Origin of the sequence: Providencia sp. PROV197 (genome assembly GCF_028479625.1) — a bacterium.
In the GTDB taxonomy this organism is placed as follows: domain Bacteria; phylum Pseudomonadota; class Gammaproteobacteria; order Enterobacterales; family Enterobacteriaceae; genus Providencia; species Providencia vermicola.
This window is the reverse complement of sequence record NZ_JAMPNZ010000014.1, coordinates 75,518-100,360: the sequence shown is the minus strand read 5'-3', so window position 1 is coordinate 100,360 and position 24,843 is coordinate 75,518. Positions and strand designations below refer to the sequence as shown.

18 protein-coding genes are annotated in these 24,843 nt (G+C 40.3%); 8 read left to right on the top strand and 10 right to left on the bottom strand.

Going from position 1 to position 24,843, the window contains the following annotated elements:
• Positions 1-90 precede the first annotated feature (90 nt).
• Positions 91-1,857 (top strand): gamma-glutamyltransferase, encoded by a 1,767-nt coding sequence (gene ggt, locus PR808_RS06945; RefSeq protein ID WP_272538983.1) that lies wholly within the window; start codon positions 91-93, stop codon positions 1,855-1,857.
• Positions 1,858-1,899: 42 nt separating this feature from the next.
• Here the strand turns inward: ggt and PR808_RS06940 are convergent, their stop codons facing one another.
• From PR808_RS06940 to phoB, 4 genes are all read right to left on the bottom strand, one after another.
• Entirely contained in the window at positions 1,900-2,217 is a 318-nt protein-coding gene (locus PR808_RS06940; protein WP_272538982.1) for a helix-turn-helix domain-containing protein, read from the bottom strand.
• A 157-nt stretch (positions 2,218-2,374) separates the two neighbouring features.
• Positions 2,375-3,700, bottom strand: coding sequence for a branched-chain amino acid transport system II carrier protein (gene brnQ / locus PR808_RS06935; protein WP_206084559.1), 1,326 nt, complete (start codon positions 3,698-3,700; stop codon positions 2,375-2,377).
• Between the two features lie 491 nt (positions 3,701-4,191).
• Positions 4,192-5,502 carry a phosphate regulon sensor histidine kinase PhoR gene (gene phoR, locus PR808_RS06930; RefSeq protein WP_206084558.1) on the bottom strand — a complete coding sequence of 437 codons (1,311 nt, stop codon included), beginning with the start codon at positions 5,500-5,502 and terminating at the stop codon, positions 4,192-4,194.
• Positions 5,503-5,525: 23 nt separating this feature from the next.
• Complete coding sequence (phoB, locus tag PR808_RS06925) at positions 5,526-6,215, bottom strand: phosphate regulon transcriptional regulator PhoB (protein WP_206084557.1); 690 nt, start codon at positions 6,213-6,215, stop codon at positions 5,526-5,528.
• 236 nt (positions 6,216-6,451) lie between these two features.
• Here phoB and sbcD point away from each other — a divergent pair, with 236 nt between their 5' ends.
• Both sbcD and PR808_RS06915 read left to right on the top strand, forming a co-directional pair.
• Complete coding sequence (sbcD, locus tag PR808_RS06920) at positions 6,452-7,663, top strand: exonuclease subunit SbcD (protein WP_272538981.1); 1,212 nt, start codon at positions 6,452-6,454, stop codon at positions 7,661-7,663.
• 5 nt (positions 7,664-7,668) lie between these two features.
• Positions 7,669-11,352 carry an AAA family ATPase gene (locus tag PR808_RS06915; RefSeq protein ID WP_272538980.1) on the top strand — a complete coding sequence of 1,228 codons (3,684 nt, stop codon included), beginning with the start codon at positions 7,669-7,671 and terminating at the stop codon, positions 11,350-11,352.
• A 51-nt stretch (positions 11,353-11,403) separates the two neighbouring features.
• Here PR808_RS06915 and PR808_RS06910 read toward each other — a convergent pair whose 3' ends face one another.
• Entirely contained in the window at positions 11,404-12,687 is a 1,284-nt protein-coding gene (locus tag PR808_RS06910; RefSeq protein ID WP_206084554.1) for a cystathionine gamma-synthase family protein, read from the bottom strand.
• A gap of 49 nt (positions 12,688-12,736) precedes the next feature.
• Positions 12,737-13,771 carry an isopenicillin N synthase family dioxygenase gene (locus tag PR808_RS06905; RefSeq protein ID WP_272538979.1) on the bottom strand — a complete coding sequence of 345 codons (1,035 nt, stop codon included), beginning with the start codon at positions 13,769-13,771 and terminating at the stop codon, positions 12,737-12,739.
• A gap of 250 nt (positions 13,772-14,021) precedes the next feature.
• On the opposite strand from PR808_RS06905, the gene PR808_RS06900 reads away from it, so the two are divergent.
• The 3 genes from PR808_RS06900 (at position 14,022) to PR808_RS06890 (ending at position 16,581) form a co-directional block, all read left to right on the top strand.
• Positions 14,022-14,882: a MetQ/NlpA family ABC transporter substrate-binding protein gene (locus PR808_RS06900; RefSeq protein ID WP_272538978.1), complete on the top strand. Its 861-nt coding sequence runs from the start codon at positions 14,022-14,024 to the stop codon at positions 14,880-14,882.
• A 350-nt stretch (positions 14,883-15,232) separates the two neighbouring features.
• Positions 15,233-15,832 (top strand): nitroreductase family protein, encoded by a 600-nt coding sequence (locus PR808_RS06895; RefSeq protein WP_206084551.1) that lies wholly within the window; start codon positions 15,233-15,235, stop codon positions 15,830-15,832.
• Positions 15,833-16,281: 449 nt separating this feature from the next.
• Positions 16,282-16,581 carry a type 1 fimbrial protein gene (locus PR808_RS06890; protein ID WP_206084550.1) on the top strand — a complete coding sequence of 100 codons (300 nt, stop codon included), beginning with the start codon at positions 16,282-16,284 and terminating at the stop codon, positions 16,579-16,581.
• Positions 16,582-16,756: 175 nt separating this feature from the next.
• On the opposite strand, the gene PR808_RS06885 is transcribed toward PR808_RS06890, so the two are convergent.
• The gene (locus PR808_RS06885) at positions 16,757-18,706 is read right to left on the bottom strand and encodes a bifunctional 2',3'-cyclic-nucleotide 2'-phosphodiesterase/3'-nucleotidase (RefSeq protein ID WP_206084549.1); all 1,950 of its coding nucleotides are present in this window, start codon (positions 18,704-18,706) and stop codon (positions 16,757-16,759) included.
• 648 nt (positions 18,707-19,354) lie between these two features.
• On the bottom strand, positions 19,355-20,260 hold the full coding sequence (gene mak / locus PR808_RS06880) for a fructokinase (RefSeq protein ID WP_272538977.1): 906 nt from the start codon (positions 20,258-20,260) through the stop codon (positions 19,355-19,357).
• Positions 20,261-20,470: 210 nt separating this feature from the next.
• Between mak and rdgC the strand changes: the two genes are divergently transcribed.
• Together rdgC and PR808_RS06870 are read left to right on the top strand one after the other, a co-directional pair.
• Positions 20,471-21,376, top strand: coding sequence for a recombination-associated protein RdgC (gene rdgC, locus PR808_RS06875; RefSeq protein ID WP_206084547.1), 906 nt, complete (start codon positions 20,471-20,473; stop codon positions 21,374-21,376).
• A 240-nt stretch (positions 21,377-21,616) separates the two neighbouring features.
• Positions 21,617-22,126 carry a GNAT family N-acetyltransferase gene (locus PR808_RS06870; protein ID WP_206084546.1) on the top strand — a complete coding sequence of 170 codons (510 nt, stop codon included), beginning with the start codon at positions 21,617-21,619 and terminating at the stop codon, positions 22,124-22,126.
• Between the two features lie 396 nt (positions 22,127-22,522).
• Here PR808_RS06870 and yedF read toward each other — a convergent pair whose 3' ends face one another.
• Positions 22,523-22,762, bottom strand: coding sequence for a sulfurtransferase-like selenium metabolism protein YedF (gene yedF, locus PR808_RS06865; RefSeq protein ID WP_206084545.1), 240 nt, complete (start codon positions 22,760-22,762; stop codon positions 22,523-22,525).
• Positions 22,759-23,973 carry a selenium metabolism membrane protein YedE/FdhT gene (yedE, locus tag PR808_RS06860; RefSeq protein WP_206084790.1) on the bottom strand — a complete coding sequence of 405 codons (1,215 nt, stop codon included), beginning with the start codon at positions 23,971-23,973 and terminating at the stop codon, positions 22,759-22,761. Before yedE ends, yedF begins: the two co-directional genes overlap by 4 nt.
• Positions 23,974-24,843 lie beyond the last annotated feature (870 nt).

Here is a 24,843-nt window from a genome sequence, read left to right as displayed (position 1 = left end):
ATGCTATACATTAAAAACACAAATAATTAACAAATTATTCATATTATTGATTTGTGTTACATCAAACTTTACCTTAACTGGGAGATACGAATGATCAGAACATCATTACGCCCTGCTGCTTTACTAGTTTCCTTATTATTTTCAAGTCAACTCTTTGCTGCATCAGAACCTGCCGTTGAAGCCAAAAAAGGCATGGTCGTTTCATCTCAACATTTAGCCTCACAAATTGGCGCAGATATCTTGAAATCAGGCGGAAACGCTGTGGATGCTGCAGTGGCAGTTGGCTATGCCCAAGCCGTTGTTAACCCGTGTTGTGGCAATATTGGCGGTGGCGGCTTTATGACCATTCACTTGGCTGATGGCAAAGACCTATTCATCAATTTTAGAGAAACCGCCCCTGCCGCAGCAAGCGCTGACATGTATCTTGATAAAGACGGTAAGTTAATCAAAGACGCAAGCCTGTATGGCTACCTCGCTTCGGGTGTGCCGGGTACCGTAAAAGGCCTTGATTACGCATTAGAAAAATACGGCACGATGAGCCGCCAACAAGTGATGGAGCCTGCAATTAAGCTTGCCAGAGAAGGCTTCACCCTAACCCGTGCAGATACCGATGTGCTGGATACAACCACCGAGCGCTTTAAACAAGACCCTGAAGTTGCGCGTATATTCTTAAAACCTGATGGTAGTGCTTTCCAGCCCGGTGACTTATTGGTACAAACCGATTTAGCCAATACCCTTGAAAAAATTGCCAAAAATGGGCCGTCCGCTTTCTATGAAGGTGAAATACCAAAAGCGGTCGAGGAGGCGTCAAAGAAAAATGGCGGCATACTCACCGCGAAAGATTTTGCCGATTTTACTATCACGGACACAACACCAGTTAGCTGTACCTATAGAGGCTATCAATTTATTTCTGCGCCACCGCCAAGCTCAGGTGGTGTTACTATCTGCCAAACCTTAAATATTTTAGAGGGTTATGACCTTAAAGAGATGGGTTTTAATTCTGCTGAGTATATTCATACCCTAACCGAGGCTATGCGCCACGCCTATATGGACCGAAATACGTTTCTTGGCGACCCTGAGTTTGTGGATAACCCAACCGAAAAATTGTTAAGCAAAGCCTACGCCGAAGAGCTGCGCAAAGAAATCAAGCCAAACCAAGCGACACCTTCAACACAAGTTCAGCCAGGTATGGGGCCTCATGAAAAGCCAGAAACAACGCATTACTCGGTTGTTGATGAAAAAGGAAATGCTGTTTCAACTACTTACACAATCAACGGTCGATTTGGCTCCGTGGTTATCCCTCCAGGAACAGGTTTCTTCCTTAATGATGAAATGGACGATTTCACCACAAAAGTTGGAGAGAAAAACCTTTATGGCTTAGTACAAGGTGAACGAAATTCTATCGCGCCGGGTAAACGTCCACTTTCATCAATGAGCCCAACTATTGTCACCAAAGACGGCAAAGTATTCTTAGTGCTTGGCTCACCGGGAGGCTCACGAATTATTTCTATCACCCTGCAAACTGCTTTGAATATCATTGACCACGGTATGCCACCACAAGAAGCCGTCAATGCACCGCGTATTCACCATCAATGGCTACCTGATGAGGTATATTACGAAGAGCGCGGTGTGTCGAAAGATAGCTTAGCCCTCCTCGATAAGATGGGCTATAAAATGGTTGAGCAAACACCTTGGGGCGCCGCTGAGCTAATCATGGTTGCTATCCCTGATGGTGCTGGCGTCAGTGCTAAGTCATCGGGTAATGACTCCGCCGTTTCTGGTAAAGTCCGCGAAGGCTTTATTTACGGATCTAATGATGTTCGCCGACCAGCAGGTAGTGCGGTAGGCGTGGATTAATTCAGCGTAATAAAACCAAGCCCTGTACTATCATGGGCTTGGTTAAACCCGAATATTCCTTAATTCATCGATAATGCTAGGTTTTTTTTCAATAAGAAATAAAATTTTAAGTGCCATGCCCGATGGGAATCTACGCTTTTGCTCCCAACTACGGACTAAATCCACACTTGAGCCAATCGCCTCAGCAAACTCTTGTTGCTTCATTCCAGTATGTTTGCATCCGCCAGTGCGACTTATCGTGTCACCATATTCATAATTTTCTAACAAAAATGTCTGAAATAATTGAAACTCATCATCGTCCATCAATAACTTTCGCTCACGACTAAATACTGTCGTTTCAATAAGCTCTAAGTAGTTCATCTGCACCTCCTTGCGCATACACACCACTTCATTCGTACCGAGTACTAATTTCAACAAAAAAACTCTACATTTATTTGGTAAGTACATTTCAGTTTTGAAAACACTCAAAAAGAAAAAGGGAGCCAATCGGCTCCCTTTTATTTGATAATTCAGATAATTAAGCTTGCTTATGCTGCACTGATGGTGACACCACTTTGTCACAGACAATCGCGACAACTAAGACAACAAGCGTAGGTAATACCCAAACTAAATCTTGTTTATACAATGGCATCGCTGTCATCCACTCTGGGATATAGACTTTCAAATGTTCGGACGCTTTCACCGCACCAATTAAACCGACCACAAAGCTTACCAGCATCGTTGGGGCTATCACCACCGTTGGATTTTTCCACCATTTCAATGTAAAGCTCAGTAAGATCAAGACAATACAAGGTGGATAAATTGAAACCAGTACAGGTAATGAGAAGGCAATTAATTTACTCAAACCTAAGTTTGAGATGACCATAGAGAAAATACCTAAGATCAACACCAGCTTACGGTAAGAAATTGGCACGTAGCGGCTAAAGAACTCTGCACAAGCACAGGTCAAGCCAACCGCAGTCACCATACAAGCCACAAAAATCAATACCGCAAGGAAGAAGCTACCGTAGCCACCAAACGTGTATTGCACATAAGTATGTAGGATATCCGCACCATCTTCTGGATTTGGGATCAACGAGCCACTGTTTTCACCCAGTTTAAACAAGGATAAATACACCAGCGTCAACAGTACCCCAGCAATTAAGCCTGCCCACATGGTGTAGCGAGTGAGTAATGATGAGTTTTCGATACCCCTTGAACGCGCCGCATTCACGATAACAATCCCAAACACCATCGCCCCGAGGGTATCCATAGTGAGGTAACCGTTAATAAAGCCATTTGAAAAAGCCATATCACGGTAGTCTACCGTCGACGGAATTGGATCGCCCGCAGGCCACATCACCGCTGCAACACCCAAAATAGCCAATGCCAGCATTTTAACAGGCGCCAAAATGTGCCCTACGCTATCCAGCAGTTTCCCTGGATATAGCGAAATACCAATTACCAACACAAAATAAACGGCGCTATAGATAAACAGTAACATATCAGATTCGCCACCAAATAATGGTGCGATCCCGACTTTATACGATACTGTTGCGGTTCTTGGTGTGGCAAATAACGGGCCGACAGATAAATAAGCGACTACCGCTAGCAGTAAACCCGCTGTTTTCCCAACTGGCGAACTCAGGGCTTCAATTCCGCCCCCAACTTTCGCCAATGCAATAACGGTTAATACAGGTAGACCCACACCCGTGACTAAAAAGCCAAGTGCGGCGGTCCAAACTTGTTCCCCTGCCTGTAAGCCAACCATCGGAGGGAAAATAATATTTCCTGCCCCGACAAATAACGCAAAGGTCATAAAACCTAATGCGATGATATCTCTTGATGATAAACGATGAGCCATATTATGTTAATTTTTAGTAGCGAAAATAAAAAATTACGGATATGCACTTAGCAACCCTTTGAAATATATATAGCGAGATAGAATTCTGATAAACATACTGTTAACAATATAAAAAAGTATGCCTGCTTGCCTATGACAAAACGAAAAATCAAAAAACAGAAAAAATCGCCAATAACTGACAACAAGTAGAACTTTTATAGGGCAAAAAGGCAATAGCAAACCCGAAAACAAGAGGAAATAACTAAACTAATTTTCAGAACCAGTGATTCCTTTCAGTAAAATCACAATACTCGTTATATGATTTGTTCGAAAAATAATCAACTCATCATTTTGTCATTCATTTTTTTTACTAACTGGTAGGATATATAATATCAAAATCATTAATTGGCAGGATAATATAAAAAAATAATGTATTAACAAAATTAATTAATAGGTAAGCAAGCAGGATCCACTTTATTAACAAGTTGATTATATTAATAAAGTGGGATTATTTAGGATTTTTTCAATTTTTTATCATCAACGATTAGCACAGGTGGCAAAGTAAATGAGAATTCACTCCCTTTACCAACTTGGCTAGTGACCACCAGCTGGCTGCTATGGTGCTGAACGGCATGTTTCACAATAGCCAACCCAAGCCCTGTTCCACCACCACCTTGACGTGAACGTGCTTTATCCACACGGTAAAAACGCTCTGTCAAACGTGGAAGATGCTCTGACGGGATCCCTGGCCCATTATCCTTCACACTAAATTGAGCACCAAGACTGGTTTTACGCCAATCCACACGAATTTTTGTGCCTTCAGGCGTATGGTTAATGGCGTTATACACTAAGTTCGCCACAGCACTGCGCAGTTGCTCCTCATTGCCATGTACTCGCAGTGATTCATCGATATTAAACTCAAATTGCTGGCGGCCCTGGCTTAAACTTAACGCTTCTTGCTCAATCATTTTGAGGATTACTGGAATGTTTACCTGCTCATCAAGGTTGATTTGCGGTGCAATTTCGATACGAGATAACTGCAAAAGCTGTTTAACCAAATTATCCATTCTATGAGCTTGCTCTTGCATCACATTCAGCGCTTTTTTATTGACGGCTGGCATACCTTCCTGGTCATCCATTACCTCAAGATATCCCTGAATAACGGTAAGTGGAGTGCGTAGTTCGTGGCTAACGTTAGCAAAAAAATCCCTACGCGCTTTCTCCAACCGACGTTTTTCAGTGACATCTCGCGCCACCATCAGCAGCTGCCCTTCGGTATAAGGCAAGATACGAAACTCAACAATTTCCCCACTATTCAGCTCAATGGTTAATGCTTGGTCGTAGCTTTTGATTGAAAAATAACGACTAAAATCAGGGTAGCGCAATAAATTGAAAATATGTTGGCCATTATCTTCTGGCCAGCGAAAGCCTAACAAAGCCTGAGCGTGGCGATTACACCAAAAAATATTGCCTTCAGTGGTCATCATCACAACGGCGTCGGGTAAGGATTCAGCGCCACTACGAAAACGTTTAATCAACTGCCCTAATTCGCGGCGACGTTTACGATTACGCTGCTGCATCTGGTAAATACCGTAAAATATCGGCTCCCATCCTCCTCGCCCCTCGGGTGGTAACATACTTTTATCCAACCAAAGCCAATAAGATAGTTTTAGCAGGTTATATGCATGCCACACTAAGGCTGCCAGTAACGAAACCACCAACAGCCAAGGCAAATGCCCGATAAAAATGGACAAAATCAGCGCTGGCAAGATAAATAAAAACAGCCCCCAAACCAGCTGTTTAATCGATAAGCGTTCAAGCACGCATGTCTCTCCCTAGTTTGTCGTTAATAACGAACAGAGAAACGGTAACCCGTACCGCGTACTGTTTGCACCATTTTATCATGACCTTCAGTTTCTAGCGCTTTTCTTAAACGCCGAATGTGCACATCCACCGTTCTATCTTCGACGTAAACATTCGCGCCCCACACATAATTCAAGAGCTGCTCACGGCTGTATACACGCTCAGGGTGAGTCATAAAGAAATGCAGAAGCTTATATTCCGTTGGCCCCATATCAATCGGGGTGTCATTACTCGTCACACGGTGGGAGGTTGGGTCTAACGTTAACCCATTCATTTCGATGATATCTTCTGTCGACATCGGAGAGATCCGACGGAGAATAGCTTTAACGCGAGCAATTAACTCTTTCGGGGAAAACGGCTTAATCAAATAATCATCAGCGCCGACTTCAAGCCCTTTGACACGATCTTCTTCTTCCCCGCGTGCTGTTAACATCATCACGGGAACATCACGCGTCGCGCTATCGCGCTTCATATGTTTAATCACTTGGAGACCTGAACCACCAGGGATCATCCAATCCAATAAAACCAAATCAGGGAGAGGATCAACTAACTGTGCAATTGCGCTGTCATAATCATCAGCTTCAATTGGCTGAAAACCATTCTGTTCTAATACAAAACAAACCATTTCTCGGATGGGCGCTTCATCTTCAACCACTAGAATGCGTCTTGCCATGATTGTTCCTGTAAATAAGAAGACATTGTTAATGTGAACGCATTATGCGTCACTTTTATGACAAAATTATGAATGTCTATTCGCAAATCAAATATTTCTCCTTATATTAGCGGGTAAATGTCATCTAAGTGAAATAATTCCGCCATAACACGAGAAAAACACGAGGTTTTGATAGGATCAGGTATACTGGATAGCAGTAATTTATGCCCTTTATCAAAGACAGGAACGGATGGCTCATGCGCATTATTCATACCTCTGACTGGCATCTTGGCCAATACTTTTTTACCAAAAGCCGTGCGCCTGAGCACCAACACTTTTTAGATTGGTTAGTAAACCAAGTCGAAATTCATCACGTTGATGCCGTTATCGTAGCAGGGGACATTTTTGATACAGGGTCACCACCTAGTTATGCCCGCGAGTTATATAATAAATTTATTGTGGACTTGCAAAAAACGGGTTGCCAGTTGGTTATTTTGAGCGGTAACCACGATTCCGTCTCCGTTCTGAATGAATCAAGCGCATTATTAAGCTACCTCAATACCCAAGTGGTCACCTCTGGCAGTGAACCGAATGTTATTACTCTACACAATAAACAATCGCAACCCATTGGCCTCGTGTGTGCCATTCCTTTTTTACGCCCTCGGGATATTCAATTGAGTGTTGCAGGGCAAAGTATTGAAGAAAAACAGCTTTCGCTACAAACCGCTATTCATGACCATTACCTAGCCAGCTACCAATTTGCCCTCGAACAACGCGCAATGCTCGGCGTGGATATTCCAATTATTGCTACGGGGCATTTAACTGTCATTGGCGCGGAATTAACCGATTCCGTGCGTGATATTTATATTGGCACATTAGAAGCCTTCCCTTCAGGGGCGTTCCCCCCTGCGGATTATATTGCTCTTGGCCATATTCATCGCCCTCAAGTGATTGGTGGAAAACAACATATTCGCTATTGCGGATCCCCTATTGCCCTCAGTTTTGATGAAACCGCCCAACAAAAAAGTGTCTGTTTAGTTGAATTCACAGGCAGCGAATTAACCGAAATCACCCCGTTAGCGATCCCTATTATTCAGCCCTTACAGACGATTAAAGGCTCATTAAAAGAAATAGAACAACAACTTAGCGTATGGCAAGATTACCAAGGTGAAAATGCAGTTTGGTTGGATATTGAGGTGGCCTCTCAAGATTATCTCGCGGATATTCAACAACGCATCGAAGCACTCACACAAAACCTTCCCGTTGAAGTCGTGTTACTGCGCCGTGAGAGAAAGCAAAAACAAGGGCAAAACCTTGCGTTGGCCAATGAAACCCTGAATGAACTTACAGTAGAAGAAGTTTTCTTACGCCGCCTTAGCGAAGAAACGCTAGAAGACCCTGAACGTGAACAGCGTCTAACCCAACTTTTCCAACAATCCTACGACGCATTACGCCAAGAGCAAGGGTAATTGATATGAAGATCTTAAGTTTACGCCTCAAAAATATTAATTCTCTCAAAGGTGAATGGAAAATCGACTTTACGCAAGAGCCGTTTGCCAGCCAGGGGCTATTTGCCATCACAGGCGCAACGGGTGCGGGGAAAACCACCTTATTGGATGCCATCTGCTTAGCGCTATATCATCGGACACCACGATTAGATTCAATTTCCGCAAGCCAAAACGAACTGATGACCCGCCACACCGGGGACTGCCTTGCAGAAGTGGAATTTGAAGTCAAAGGTGCGGCCTATCGCGCATTTTGGAGCCAACGCCGCGCAGGTAATAAACCAGATGGCAACTTGCAACCACCGAAAGCGGAACTTGCCCAAGTGGCTGATGGCAAAATCATTACCGTTAAGGTATCTGAAATTCGCGACCAAATAACCAAAATTACAGGGTTAGATTTTGGCCGCTTTACAAAATCCATCTTGCTATCGCAAGGGGACTTTGCCGCTTTCTTAAACGCTTCCGAAAAAGAACGCGCTGACCTACTTGAAGAAATTACAGGCACAGAAATTTATAGCCAAATCTCCAAATATATTTTTAACCAACACAAGCAAGCAAAAACAGATTTAGATCTCTTAAAAGCCAGAGCGCAAAGTATTAATTTACTTACGGAATCAGAACACCAAGAGCTGCTAGAACAGCAAAATACGTTACTGAAACACGAAACTGAAATAAAGCAAAAGCGTGCACAGCATCAACAGGAACTTAATTGGTGGCAACAACACAACCAGCTCACTGTGAGATTACAATCACTTGATAATGAACTAAAAAATGCCCAACTTGAATACCAAACGGCGCAACCACAACTGAAGAAACTATCGAATGGCGAACCTGCGGAGTCGCTACGCCCTCTTTGGCAAAATATTGAAAGTCTACAGAGGCAACTCACTGAATACACAGAACAACAACAGCAGTTACAACTCAATCTGGAAAAACAACAGGCCGAACGAACGCCGCTACAAGCCACACTCATTCAATCTCAGGATGAACACCGCAAACATATTGATTTTGTAAAACAACAAAACCAAATGATTGATGAAACAGTTCGCCCTCTCGATAACCAAATTTTGCAGTTAACGCAGCAACAACACGAATTAAAACAACAAATAGCTGAAAAAAAGGTAACTTTTGAACAAAAACAACAGTGGATAAATGAGACACAAGGCCAGATTCAACAAGCAACCCATCAACTTAACGAGTTGAACATATTTCTAAATGAAAAACAAAAAGATGCAGATATCAACGCGCAAATAGGCAGTTGGAAACAGCAAGGGCGTTTTATTTTTGAATTAGGAGATCAGCTCAATACCTTATTACAGAAACAAAAGAAACTCTCAAACGAAATTGAACAACTGCAAGTGGATAAACAAAAACGCACAGAAGAATTAACACAAACTACGTCCACCTTAGAAAAACACACACTCGCGTTTAAAAGACAAGAACAACAATACAAAGCCGACCAAGAAAAATACGATATTTATGCAGTTAATCAACAGATTGAGCAACTGCAAACGCGTTTACAGCATGCCAAATTATTACCGTTAATGTTGTCCCAATACCTGAGTGCGCAAAACCAATTACAGCAACATAATCAGCAACATGCTGATTTACAGCAACAGAGCAGCCAAACACAAAAAGAACGCGAACTGACTGAGTCTCAAATCAATGAGTTGGCACCTCGCATCAAACTAACCAATGAAAAGTACCAATTAGAACAGAAAATTGTCAGTTTAGAGCAAGAACGTCAACAACTCGTTTCAGGAAAACCGTGCCCACTATGTGGCTCCACGCAACATCCAGCGGTACAAACATACCAATCCATTCACCTGAGCGAAACACAACAGCAACTCATTCACTTAACTGAGCAGCTTGACCACCTTAAACAACAACAAACTAAGTTATCCACGCTATCCGAAACACAGCAGCTACGCCAAAAAGAGCAAGCACAACAATTGCAGCAAACCACTGCTCACCTAGATAGCTTGGTTCACAACTGGAAAAAAACATGTGAGCAAGCACTTACACCTGAATTAGCACTGAACGAGCAGGCTGTGAGTGCCTTTATCAATGAGCTAACCGCTAAACTAACACAACAACAAAAAATCACCCATGAATTCATGATATTAGAGCGTGAATATCAGCAAGCTAAGCAGTTGCAGCACGACCAGCAAACGTATTTAACTCAACAACAAGCAGGCCTTTCACTCATTGAAGAGCGATTAAAATATCAAACCCAATTATTTGATGAATCGCAGAGAGAACTGGCTCAATTACAGCAACGAAAAAATGAACAAACTGAGCAATTTCAAACAGCTTTAGTCCATTTTGATCTGAACTTACCAGAAAGTGAAAACTTTGATAAATGGGTGAGTGATATCACTCAACGTGGTGAGTTTTACAATACTCAAAAAGTCACCGCGCAGGCTCTAAACCAAAAAATTGAGGTCACAAGCGCCACACTTAAATCTGAATCCGACCAATTAAAGCAACTCAATCAGCAAATTGAAAAAGAAGAAACTCAATTTAAACAAGCTAATATAGTCCTTCAGCAAAAAAACGCTGAGCGCAAAACACAACTTTCAGGACTACCTATACCTCTATTTATCCAACAGATGAATACTCAACAAGAGGCGCTTTCGTTAGCTCAAGAACAACTTAGTCAACAGCTAAATGAAGTTGATAAAAATATTGCCTCACTTAATGGTCGCTTGCAGGAGATTATCAAGACACTCAATAAAGCCAAATTCGAACATCAACAAGCGCAAGAGCAATTTAATGATGCACTGGCAAAAAGCCCATTTAGCACGCAACAAACCTTCCTTGAGGCATTGTTAAACCTTGAAGAAAAACAACAGTTAGAAGCGTTAAAGCAACGAGTCAGCCAAACGCTATTGCAAAGTGAGACCCGCCATCAAGAAAGCATGCAAGCACTCGAAGCCCTTAGTCAGCAACGTTCCACAGATTTTTCGTCACTTTCTGAGGCACAATTAAACGACATTATCACAACCCTCGATGAGGAAATTAAACAATATAATCAACAACAAGGGCGCATTATTAATCGCTTAGATACCGATAGACAACAACGCCACCAGCAACAAGATTTACTGCAAGAAATAGAAAAAAGCCAACTCAGTTACGATGATTGGAGTTATTTAAATGCACTCATTGGTTCCGCTGAAGGGGATAAATTCCGCCGCTATGCACAAGGCCTAACGCTTGATTGTTTGGTAACGTTAGCCAACCAACAACTCGATAAGCTCCATGGCCGCTATATATTGCAACGTAGCCACCAAGCTAACTTAGAGTTACAAGTTATCGATAGCTGGCAGGCTGATTCTGTCAGAGATATCAAAACGTTATCTGGGGGGGAAAGCTTTCTTGTTAGTTTAGCATTAGCACTGGCACTTTCAGACATGGTCAGCAACCGCACACAATTAGAGTCACTATTTCTAGATGAAGGATTTGGTACTTTGGATGCCGAAACGCTAGATATTGCCCTTGATGCTCTTGAAAGTCTGAATGCTTCAGGGAAAATGATTGGCGTTATTAGTCATGTAGAAGCGATGAAAGAGCGTATTCCAGTACAGATTAACGTGAAAAAAGCCAATGGCCTTGGTTTTAGCGAGCTACCATCTCAATATCGGTTAAATTAGTCAAGAAAATGGAGAGGAGCAAACCTATTCCTCTCCATAATATTTAATCGCTTAGATGGCGTCTAATGCTTGCTCTAATGCATGTTTTAGGTCATTTACATTCTCGATACCAATAGATAAACGCACTAAGTTATCACTAATCCCAATTTTCTCACGTACTGCTTGTGCAACACCTGAGTGCGTTGTTGAAGCAGGGTGGCTTGCCAATGATTCCGTTCCCCCCAAGCTCACTGCTAGTTTAAAAATCGCGAGATTATCTAAAAAACGGAACGCATCAGCTTCATCTTTTCCAACATTAATGGAGAACGTTGAACCTGCACCACTACATTGTTTCTGATAAACGTGGTGTTCAACACTGCCTTTCGGAAAAAATGCAGGGAAATGCACTTTGCTCACTTTCGGGTGCTGATATAAAAATTCAGCCAGCGTTTGTGCACTGTTATTTGCCCTCTCCATCCGCAATTGCAGCGTTTCCAAAGAACGCCCTAACATCCAGCTTGAATGCGGGTCTAATTGCGTTCCGATGGCATTACGTTGCGCTTTAACTTTTTTCACCAGTTCATGACTACCTGCAACAGCCCCTGCAACAAGGTCCGAATGTCCACCCACATATTTAGTTAGTGAGTACACACTTAAATCCGCACCTAATGCGAGAGGTTTTTGAAATACAGGGCCCAACAACGTATTGTCACAAATCAATAGTGGGGCTTCTCCACCTTGTTTTTGACCAATTAGTTTCGCTGCTTGGCTCAATAACTCAATATCAACCACTGTATTTAGCGGGTTTGATGGCGTTTCAATATAAATGGCCGCAATCTTTTGGCCTTGCTCAATACTATTTGCCACGTCTAAAACAGCGTTTAAATCACAGCCATTTTGAAAAGGCACTGATGTAATACCAAACCGCTTTAACGTATTGAGAAACAAAGTTTCTGTTCCACCATAGAGTGGTTGTGAATGCAGTAATACATCTCCAGGTTGTAACACCGCCATCAAACAAGTGGTAATCGCTGACATACCGGATGAAAATAAAGCGGCACTTTGTGCCCCTTCATACAACGCTAACCGGTCCTCAACAATTTCACTGTTGGGGTGATTAAATCGTGAATAGACGAGCCCTTGCTTCTGGTGACTAGGCGCTTGTGTGCGCCCACTAACCAAATTAAAGAAATCTTTTCCTTCCTGAGCCGTTTTAAATACAAACGTTGACGTCAGAAAAACGGGAGGCTTAATCGACCCTTCTGAAAGCTGCGGGTCATACCCATAACTCATCATTAAGGTTTCAGGCGATAATGCCCTTCCATTTAAGTCTTTTTTGTAACTTTGATCTGACATACTTAGCTCCAACTGATTTTCTTTTATCAATGTCAATTTGTTCTATTCGTTATAGGATATTACTGTTATTTATTATTTGCGCATATTCCGCAGGGTAAAATCTGCGTGTTACCGCTAAATGTGAACGTAAACGGCCTTTAATCACATTTTTTCCTAAATTGGTAAATAAAGGGTTGAGAGGATCGCTATCAGGCCCTAAAGCTTGTTGTGCTAAATAACTTGGTAAGGTTAATAATGGCACTTCATCAGCAAAAATACTTGGTGTAATAAAGTAAGCGATGGAATAACGGGAATCACTGTTTTTCTTTCTCACAACTTGGTGCACGTTAGCTCGTAAATAACCGTTAGTTGCTAATTCAAACACTTCACCAATATTTACAACAAATGCATTTTCCAATGGCGCGACATCAATCCAGCCATTATCCGTTTCGACTTGTAGGCCGCCACTGTTGTCTTGCCACAATAAGGTTAAAATACCTGCATCTTTATGAGCACCAACACCTTGTTCTCCATCGTTATTATCTTCTCTCGCGGGATAGTGTATAAGCTTCAATAAATGCTGGGCAGGTTCAGCAATAATGTGCTCAAAGCTATTTTCAGGGAGATCTAAAGCAACCAAAAATGCTTTGATGAGCTTCACTGCAATGGCACGCATATCACTTTGCCATGCCAGCGCTTGCTGTTTCAGCTCGGGTAAGGCCTGAGGCCATTGGTTTGGTCCATGTAAGTTAAACCAAATTGGGTCATTTTCTGTCAGTTCGAGCGCGGGTAACTCTTCACCAATATCAATTTGTTCACGGTAATCAGGCTGATTTCGAGTGCTTTCTTCTGTTGACGCAGTGTAGCCGCGAAAATGGCGAGAATGCGCCATAGAAATCGTTTCTTTTTCTGCCTTTGGTAAGGCAAAAAATTGTTTTGTCGTGGTTAAGAGCTGCTCACGAGATTCTGGTGTAATGTTATGACCAACTAAATAAAAGAAACCGATTTCACGAGCGATAAAACGTAGCTTTTTATAAAAGTCATCTCTGGTTTCAGGATTATCAAGTTCATGTAAATCAATAATAGGCAATTGTGTTAAAGACATAATTAATCAACCTTTTAAATTATTTTTTAGATGGTGAAGAATTTTCACGTTTATTTTTAATATCTGATTAGATACCACAATAAATATTGCTAAAAATAATTTAAAACTATATCGATATAACAATTTCGAATGAGTCCATGTGTATTTTCTGTATATAACCAAAAGCTTAGAGTCTGAATAAAATATTATTTATAAAAAACTATTTTTGTTTGATTAGATATCACCAACAAAAATTATTAGAGATAATCGAATGAAAAAAATATCTGCATTATTATTAGCTTTGTCATTTTCTACGCTAACCGCTTGTTCACAAGAGGAAAGTTCAACCGATAAGCCAAATCAGCAAGAACAAACATCGCAAAAAATTATTATTGGCAGCCATGGAAGTGATGCTGATATATGGAAATTTATTGCGCAATCTCCAAGTGCGAAAGAAGCAAATTTAGATATTGATGTCAAAATCATTGATGATGGGATCACACTTAATGTGGCAACAATTGATGGGGACGTTGATGTCAATGCATTTCAATCATGGGGTTTTTTAAAAGACTTCAATAAAAACCATAATAATAAATTGGCCGCGATTTCCACCACTTATTTTGAACCAATGGGCATTTATTCGGTAAAACATAAAAACCTTGCAGATTTGCCTAAACAAGCCATTGTGGCTATCCCTAATGATGCAGCTAATCATATACGCGCACTAAAATTACTTGAAAAGGCTCAATTAATCACATTAAAACCTGATTTTAATCAAGCGACTGGATCGACTAATGATATTATTGCAAACCCAAAAGATTTGGTATTTAGACAAATAAAATATGCACATGGCCCAAGAGCTTTGCCTGATGTCGATATTGCCATTATCGGTAATACTGCAGCACAAGAAGGTGGACTTAATGTGTTAAAAGATTCTTTATTTAGAGAACAAAATGATGACACTATCAAGAACAATATTAATTTATTAGTCGTAAAATCGGATAATAAAGATGACCCTAAATTTGCTAAATTAGCACAGTTGTACCACACTGAAGCTGTCAGAAAATATATCATTGATAACTTTGGTGGAACCAAAATTGAAATTACCAAAGATGTCAGTGAACTCAATTAAGTAAAACTAGTTATCATTTTTGTCTAGCGGGATTACGCCCCCGCTAGACCCTTTATCTTGATACATCTTTCCCCCTTTAATATCCTCAATTTTTTTCTACCCATTTGATGCCCAATGTCCTATTTTAACTTATCAAAAACTAAATACTGCAAAAAAATAAATTTAATATATTGAATTTATTACTTATTTATAAAAATAAATCTTAGCCTAAAATTTTGAACCTTACGGTTAAATTTTTTTTCTATGATTTTAACTTTCCCCCGTTATAGTAGTTACTATTGAAACGAACTGCGGCTTCTAAGATAGATTCTATAAAATGCCGTGCGCTAATGAAGATCTAGGAGACTAAAATGTCTAACGCATTTATCGAAATGATTAAAAATCGTCGTACTATTTATAACCTCGGCGATGCTTTACCTGTATCTGAAGAACACGTAACAAAATTAATTAAAGAAGCTGTAAAGCATTCACCATCGTCGTTTAATTCACAAACTTCGCGTGTGGTCATTCTGTTTGGCGCTGAACATAAGAAATTATGGAATATGACCAAAGAAGCTCTGCGTAAAATTGTGCCAGATCAAGCTTTTGCCGCTACCGAACAAAAAATTGATAGTTTTGCAGCGGGAGCAGGTTCTATCCTGTTTTTTGAAGACCAAGACATTGTAAAAGGTTTGCAAGAGCAATTCCCTTTATATGCAGATAACTTCCCAATTTGGTCAGAGCAAGCAAGTGGTATTGCACAATTCGCTGTGTGGACTGCGTTGTCTCAAGAAAATATCGGCGCATCATTACAACACTACAATCCATTAGTGGATAATGATGTACAAAAAACGTGGAACACACCTGCTAATTGGGTCTTACGTGCTCAAATGGTATTTGGTTCGATTAATGCGCCAGCAGGTGATAAAGCCTTTATGGATGACGATGTACGTTTCAAAGTTTTCAAATAAAATGAAACAGTAAGATTTTAAAATAAATGCCCTTATAAAACTATTTATAAGGGCATTTTATTTTCACTATTTATTAAATCCTCCACAAAATAAATCATCACTAACGATTACCTTAATAAAGAAAATAGAACACCAAATTACTTTTATATTTAAAATTTATTTAATGGAACAATAAATTCAAAAAACATATTTACCAATAAAATTTAACTTAAATAAAAAGATAATTTCACACCACCCTTCTTTGCTATTAATTCAAAAAAAACAATGATTAACGATCAATCGAATGATATAAGAATCAAATAAATTTTGATGTTTATCAATGAACTAAATCGCTCCAATACTAAAATCCAAATATATTTAGAAAATTTAGTTTGCATTACTAATAATTGAACTACACTAAAAGTGAAGGCAAAAAAACACTGTTCTCAGTGTTATTTAGGGGGTGGACTATGAAACGTTTATCTTTACTCACATCTGTAGTTGCTATAATCATTTCAAGTTGTTCTTTCACCTATGCTAGTAATAACTCATCAGGAGGGACAATCACATTCACTGGTTCTGTGTATGAACCACAATGTGCTATAAATGCGAATGACCAAGAACGTGTCAATGTTGTGTGCTACCGAAAAGGAAAAGACATTTCAATGACAGGCTCTTTAAAAAATGGCAAAAAAATAGAATCTGAGTATGTTAAAGTCGAATACGATAAGTTCAGTAAACTACCTATGTTGAATGTGTTTTATGAATAATTTATTAGGTGTCAAAAATCAATAACCGCTCGACGTGTTTCGATAGTTGTCAGTAAAATGCGCCGAGCGTTATTTATTTACCATCAAAATATCTTCCTACCCCATTTCTCTTATTTTACTAATATAAAAAAGCCCACCCAATAGGGCAGGCTCACTATAACGTTAATTAAAACGCTTACTTAGCCGTTAGATCCACTTGGTAGATAGCGAAACCAATGTCATCAGTACCCACTTTTTTCATTGGATACTGTGCATTTTCTTTAATAAAGTTAGCCGCTTTTTCACTTGGTGCAGTTTCAAAGCGAACATCCAGTTTTTTGTCTGTCTTAATTGGTGTAAATGACCAGTTGTTTGCCGCTTTCGTTGAAATTTCACCTTTTTCTTTAGACACTTTAGCAATATACGCGGCTAAAATTGAACGGTTTTCATCTGGAGAAGCAAATGCAATATTACTATCACCTGTACCTGCGAATTTACCACCGTAGCCACGATAGTTGTTGGTTGCCACTAAGAAAGTTGCTTTTGGATCAATCGGTTTACCTTGGTAAGTGACGTTTTTGATTCGGTTAGCATCTTTATTCACGGTTTGGCAATCAACATCATATTTCGCAGGCTGGGTCAGGTCGATTTGATAATCCACGCCACTTATTGTGTCGAAGTTATACGTTCTGAAACCGTTCCAGTTCAGCAAGCTTTGTGGCGCCGTTGATTGTGGGTCGATTTGGTTATACATACCCGCAGAACATTCTAGCCATTCAACCACATCCGCCCCCGTTGCTTTAACCACAACTAACGTGTTTGGATACAGGTAAAGATCCGCTGCATTACGGAACGTTAAATCACCTTTTTCGACTTCAATAAATTCAGTTGGTGAATTCTTACGACCACCCGCTTTAAACGGTGCGGCTGCTGCTAACACGGGTAAATCGGCCAGATCAGGGTCACCCTGAATGAAATTTTTGGTGTAATCGATTTGCGCATCATTGACAATTTGTACCGTTGGGTCACTTTGCACCAACGCTAAGAAGCTGTACATGTTTTCAGACGCTTTACCAATATGTTTACCGACAAACTTACGGGTATCTTCGTGCTCTTTTTCGATAATTTTCGCAAGGTCGCCATCACGTTCAACAAGGGCTTTTTTATTTGGTTTGTCATAAACAGGGCGAGCATGTGCTGTTGCATCAACCACTTTCCATGCACCATCGTCATTGCTAACCACTAAATCGACAACCCCTAAATGATCCCCCCATTGACCTGGCATAACAGCTGGAACACCATTGACAGTTCCTTTTGCAATGTCGACACCTTTGATATCGCTAAAGTCTTTGCTTGGGAACACACCATGTGAGTGACCAAACATAATGGCGTCAATTCCTGGGACTTCACTGAGGTAATACACGGAGTTTTCAGCCATTGCCTTGTAAGGCTCTTGAGAGAAACCTGAGTGAGGAATAGCAACAACTAAATCAGCGCCTTCTTTTTTCATTTGAGGCACAAATTTTTTCGCCGTTTCAGTAATGTCATTAACTAAAACTTTGCCTTCTAAGTTTGGTTTATCCCAAATAAGAATTTGAGGTGGAACAAAACCGATGTAACCCACTTTAATGGTATGCGTTTTCCCGTCTCTATCTTTAACTGGCGTATCAACAATAATGTATGGGTTGAAGTAGTTTTTACCTGTTTTTGCATCAATAATATTGGCATTGATATATGGGAATTTTGCCCCCTCAATGGCTTTATGCAAGAAATCTAATCCAAAGTTGAACTCATGGTTACCAAAGTTACCGACGGTGTAACCCATTGTATTCAGTAGTTTGTGCGCAGGGTGAGATTCGCCATCTTTTAGGCCTTCACCAACGATATAGTCAGCCAGTGGGCTACCTTGGATTAAGTCTCCGTTATCCACGAGTACAGCGTTTGTAGCTTCTTGTTTTGCCGCTTTAATTAAAGTCGCAGTACGAACATAACCAAATTGTTCTGTTGGTTTATCTTTATAATAGTCGAAGTCTACAAGGTTACTGTGAACGTCTGATGTTTCCATAACACGTAAATCAACCGTTGCCGCGTTCGCATTAAATGCGACTAACATAGCAAGTGTTGAGAGCTTCAATACTTTATTCATTTGATCCCCTTAGTTGCCTTTATTGAGAGAAAATTGCCTCTCGAATCCGTATACACACCTTATGCCATTGAGCAAATAACCAACAAAATGGCATTAAAATTTTACACAATGTGCATAACGTCAATTTTTAATGATAATACACTGCAAACAGTAACCATTTTTTGTGACTAAATCACGGTTTTCATCTTTTTATCGAGCCTGATTTTTATATCTGTCACAAAAATGAATTATTCATGACAAATTCACGCCAAATAACTGAAATTATTTTTTTAGTGTTTTGTGAATAATTTTCGTAGGAAAAAAAGAATTGTGATTGATATCACTTAGTATTGAGAAACTTATTTAACTTAAATTTTATGTTTTATAAATATACGTATTATTTAATTTTTAATTAATATAAATTTAATTTAAGCAATAAAAGATGATTATTTAAACATGAAAACTAACACTCTATTTCTTGTTAATTTTCATCACATCCACGCTTTTTTCTAAATAATTCGAGTTGTGGCAAGGCGGCAAAATGAAGACATCCCTAGGAACATACACAAGTATGTGACTAGGGTGGCTGAATGAAGCCAACGTAGTCACAGCTTGAAGTATGATGAAAAAATGAGTAGCCGAGTGCAGCTAACACCGCCACAACGTAAATTAGGACGAAAATAGCCAAGCCGCGCCGCGTACCCCGCTCGAATCGCCATGCACCGCTTTACGAATGGGTGTATCACACTCACGCCCAAATACCCATGAGCGAATGCGTGTGGGTAGCTCTTCATAGAGGCTATCTACGTTACTCATTCCTCCCCCTAACACGATGACATCAGGGTCAAGCATATTGATCGCCTGCCCTAATGCTTTTGCTAGTCGATTCAAATAATTATCCATCGCAATTTTAGCAAATTTATCCCCTTCTTGGGCTAACTTAACAATGTCTAAACCTATTTTTGTCTCACCCGATAATTTAGCATAATCGGCCATAAAGCCTGTCCCAGAGACAAACAACTCTGTGCAGCCTGTTAAGCCACAATAGCAGTTTTCATTTGATAAGAACTGCCTGTCGCTATCATCTTGCCAGGGTAATGGATTGTGTCCCCATTCCCCTGCTACGCCATTGCCGCCTGAGTGTACTTGCCCATCAAGTGCAATACCTGCGCCACACCCCGTCCCAATGATCACGGCAAAGACCACTTTTGCCCCCGCACCTGCGCCATCAACCGCTTCGGATACCGCTAAACAATTCGCATCATTCGCGACTTTAACTTCACGCCCTAATAATTTTCCTAAATCGGCATCAAAAAACTGGCCATTCAGCCATGTTGAATTGGCATTTTTCACTTTTCCAGTCACAGGAGATAAGGTGCCTGGAATTCCAACTCCCACACTTCCTGTTTGCCCAGTTGCCGTTTCCGCATCATTTACCAAACCGACAATAGCGCTGAGTGTTGCAGGATAGTCGCCTTTTGGTGTTGAAACACGCTTACGAAATAAGGTTTCACCATCATCATCTAATGCAATCACTTCAATTTTCGTGCCACCTAGGTCAATTCCTATTCTCATTGCGCAGCTCTCTTTGATTTTCTTGTTTATTTTCACCATCATGACCTGTCTAGGATGCTTTTTTCAAGTATAAGAGATAAAAACTGAGGGATTGCTTAACTTCCTTAATAGGACCTTAGGCCAAATATATTTTTTTCGCTTAATAACCGACAATTCGTTATCATAGGCCCCTGCTCTAACTGGCTATTTATCAACAAAGGTAGGTTTTTCATGTGGTTCAAGAATATATTGGTCTATCGCCTGAATCGAGATTTGGCACTCTCTGCAGACGATCTGGAAAAACAACTTGCCGCACTTGCCTATCACCCTTGCGGCAGCCAAGACATGATGCAAACAGGTTGGGTCGCGCCGATGAATGGTGCAGATGCCTTAACCCACGCTGCAGGTAACCAAATTCTGATTTGTGCTAAAAAAGAAGAAAAAATGCTGCCATCTCCTGTCATTAAACAAGAAGTACAGGACAAAATAGAGAAACTCGAAGCAGACCAAGGCCGAAAACTCAAAAAAACTGAAAAAGATGCCTTAAAAGACGAAGTCGTTCACACCTTACTACCTCGCGCATTCAGTAAATTTAGCAAAACCTATATTTGGATTGATACCGTCAATCAACTCATTATTGTCGATGCAGCAAGTGCGAAACGCGCTGAAGATAACTTAGCCTTATTACGTAAAAGTTTAGGCTCTCTTCCTGTTGTTCCTCTTACATTTAAAGACCCAATTGAACTCACACTCACCGAATGGATCCGTTCAGGCTCACTCCCTCAAGGCTTTGCTGTGATGGATGAAGCTGAGCTAAAAGCTATCTTAGAAGAAGGCGGAATTATTCGCTGTAAGAAGCAAGATCTGATCTCTGATGAAATTGCGACACATATCGAGGCAGGTAAACTCGTCACGAAGCTCGCTTTAGATTGGGAAGAACGCATTCAATTTATGTTATCTGATGATGGTTCGCTAAAAAGACTTAAATTCAGTGATACATTGAAAGACCAAAATGACGACATCGGCAAAGAAGATTACGCACAAAAATTTGATGCGGATTATGTTCTAATGACAAGCGAACTGAGCGCCTTAATCGCTCGCTTGATTGATGTTCTGGGCGGTGAAGCAGAACACTAACCCTTCTTAAATTTTCTTTCCTATCTCACGATGGCAACGCACTAAAAAGTAAGTTGCCATTTCTTTTTAGACTCCGCTTGCATAGCCACAATTAAGTCATTGACTGGTTGTGAAATCTCTGGTTGATTAAATTACAACCCTGTAACAAATTTACTTTAGTTTCAAATTTGTTAAATAAAAATAATAAATATCAGCCTCCATTATTGGAATTATGGTCAATATTCTATCGAAGGAATAGTCATGAAAGAGCTTATCGAACCTGAAGTGGATGAAAATTCATTAGTTACCTTACAAAAAATCACTGCGGACAATTTCTCAGAAATTTGCCTACTTAGCCACACACTGAGTGAAGCACAACGTAATATGGTTGCTGATAATGCTTACTCAATGGTTGAGGCACAGTTTTCAGACTGTGCCTGGTACAGAGGGATTTATGCGGATGATACCCCCGTTGGATTTATCATGCTGCACTCTGGTTTAGATGATGACGAGCTCGAATATGATGGCATCATGCTCTGGCGCTTCATGATAGCGGAGCCTTACCAAAAATTAGGCTTTGGTCGCGAAGCATTAATCCAAGTAATACGTTATCTAAAAAAGAAAGGTTATCCACGCCTTTATAATAGCTGTGGTGAAGGGGAAGAAAGCCCATTTGAGTTTTATAAAAAACTGGGGTTTATTCCAACTGGCGGATACATCGATGATGAATGTGAGCTGGTGTTAGATATTGCTAGCTGGCAGGACGAATAACCACCACTAATTTAAAATATGAATGCATTGCATCATGATAATCACTGCATTGCTCTAAATAGTCATGAGGTGGCAAGACGGCGAGTGAGGATACGCGGAGCATACACAAGTATGTGACTAACGAAGCCAACAAAGCCACCACTTGAAATATGGGGAGCAATCATAGGGAAGTGACTAGAGCCTGTGAGCGCAATCAACAACGCGGCGGCAAGAATTCATCTTGTCAATCAACGAATGATATAGCCTATCATACCGCTAAGATACCCTAAATAATTTGTGTTGCAGCTAGGCGACCACCGAACAGGCTCTAGGAGCATACTAAAGTATGTGACTAGAGCCTGTGAGTGCAGTCAACAACGCTGCGGCGCAAAGTATGACGGGTATCTCGGGTATCCGTTATTTTTGGATAAGATAACGTATCGTCGGCCCATCTTGCTGGATATCCAAAACCGTATAGCCGTAGTTTTTTGCATCTAACGGAATATTATTAATGGATTGTGGGCAATCGCTTACCACTTCTAATATTTCGCCACTTTTTAGTGATGGCATCGCTTCTAATGTTGCGACTGCAGGGTATGGGCAAGGTTCCCCGACCATATCTAAACGATAATCAGGGATAATTTCTTTCTTACTCATATTGCCTCCGCTGATGTTTGCTGTGATTTTTGTGTACGCTTACGGAAAAAGTGCTTCTCCCAGACTAACATCAGCACAAAAGCCACTGCCAATAATGCATACGTCACCAACAGACCACCTTGTGGCCCAAAGGTCTCTAATAAATTCACTTTGTCAAAATCGGTCGCTAACCAAGGGCCTAAATCATCCCAATAATAAGCGAGGATAGTGGCACCAATAATATTACCAAAACCAACCCACCAATAGTGAACCTGGCCTTCCACTGCTCTGTACATCCAACCTGTTTCACAGCCACCCGCTAGGACAATACCAAAACCAAATAGTAAGCCGCCAATCACTGCATTTGGGCCTGCCCATAAAATTTTAGGTGTAGCCCCCAATTGAACATAGCTAAAGATACCAATCGCACTGACAGCCATCCCAATAATAATGGCTTTAGCCATATGGGTTCGACCGGTGATCCATAAATCACGAAAAGCAGAAGTAAAACAAATTTGAGCTCGTTCAATTAATAAGCCGAAGCCAATTCCACAAAGGATAGCAAAACCCATCACTGGAGAGTCAAGCAAGGTATAAAAACCCCACGCCAATGCTAAGGTAAAAATAATCATCCCTAACTTAAAGCGTCGTTTCGCCACATCATGATTTTGCGTTAATGGTGATGCCGCACTGACTTTTTTCAGTTTGACTGGGATCCTAAACATCGGCATCAATGTAAACTTAGCGCCAAAATATGACCCTGCCGCAGTCGCAACAGCGAAATACCATGCGTGTAGAGAAAACTGAGGGATCCCAGTAAAGAATGCTGCCAAATTACATCCCATCGCTAAACGCGCACCAAATCCAGCAATAATACCACCAAGAATAGCTTGGAAAATGCGAATACGATGCTGTGGCATTCGTAATTTAATATTATTGGCCCAAAGCGCTGCGGCAAAACACCCCGCAAACATACCAATAATCATGACGCCATCGATACGATCAAGTGGTGATCCTTCAAAGCCAATGACTTTGAAATAACCCCACGTTTCTGGATGAGCGCCAAAGAGTTGCATAATGTGTCCACCCCAGCGAGTGAACTCACCCGTAACGGCCCAAAATGTACCCGTTAAGCCAAAGTAGTAGGTTGATAAAATACCTGCGGCAATCACTGCGGGCAAAGGTTTCCAAAAACCGATGAGATAGTGAGATTTGAAATCAGACCAAGTCATTGTTACATCCAATTTATTCACGCCAGATCCTGGCAGAGAAGTTCGCCGTTGTATAATTATCTTTATAATCTGTTATATCGATACCCCACAGCGAAGTGAAAATATCATACGCGGATATTTCTTTTCGTGAAGTTCTTTTATCAAAAAATAGGGAAAAGATTGATTTTCTGCATTATTAAGGGACATTTGGTGCTAGATTGGCGGTTATTCCATTCTGATTATGTTATTGGTGCGAAAAAATACACATTTATTATACGATAAAATATTGAGTAAAAAAAAAGCGTTACCTTAAAGGTAACGCTGGAAATGTAGTCTTATTTTATCTATAGAGGAGTATAATATGAAATTGCCATTTCTGGCTTCGCTTGCTATGCGTAGTCTGTAGTCAGCCCATTTGACTCCAGTAATAACATTCATGTTGACTCAAAAATATAATGTTCTACCTGAGTTACCCAATTAAGTAGTTATATCTACTTTTAATATAAAGCCTAAAATCTTGCTAATCTAAATTATTTTTAAAATTAGCATGGCTTGATTATTTCCCTAGCTCGAGTAAATTTCAAAAATAAATAACTTGGTATAATAAAATATTTAAAAGTGTTTCCAAATGTTATTGATTGTATTATAGCCTAACACTTAGGTTGCGCAAGTGTTTTTTTGTTTAACTTAAGAAGTCATCTAAATTTAATTAAATAGCTAAATATCAAATAGTTAAAGAAATCAAGCAACATAAAACGCCTATTGTTAAGATATTACAATCTATTTACATATATACATATTTACTATTCATTCACTATTTACTTTATATTTAAATTAAATATATTTATATTATTTTAAATATAAAGTGCTGATGTAAATATATTCAAAATA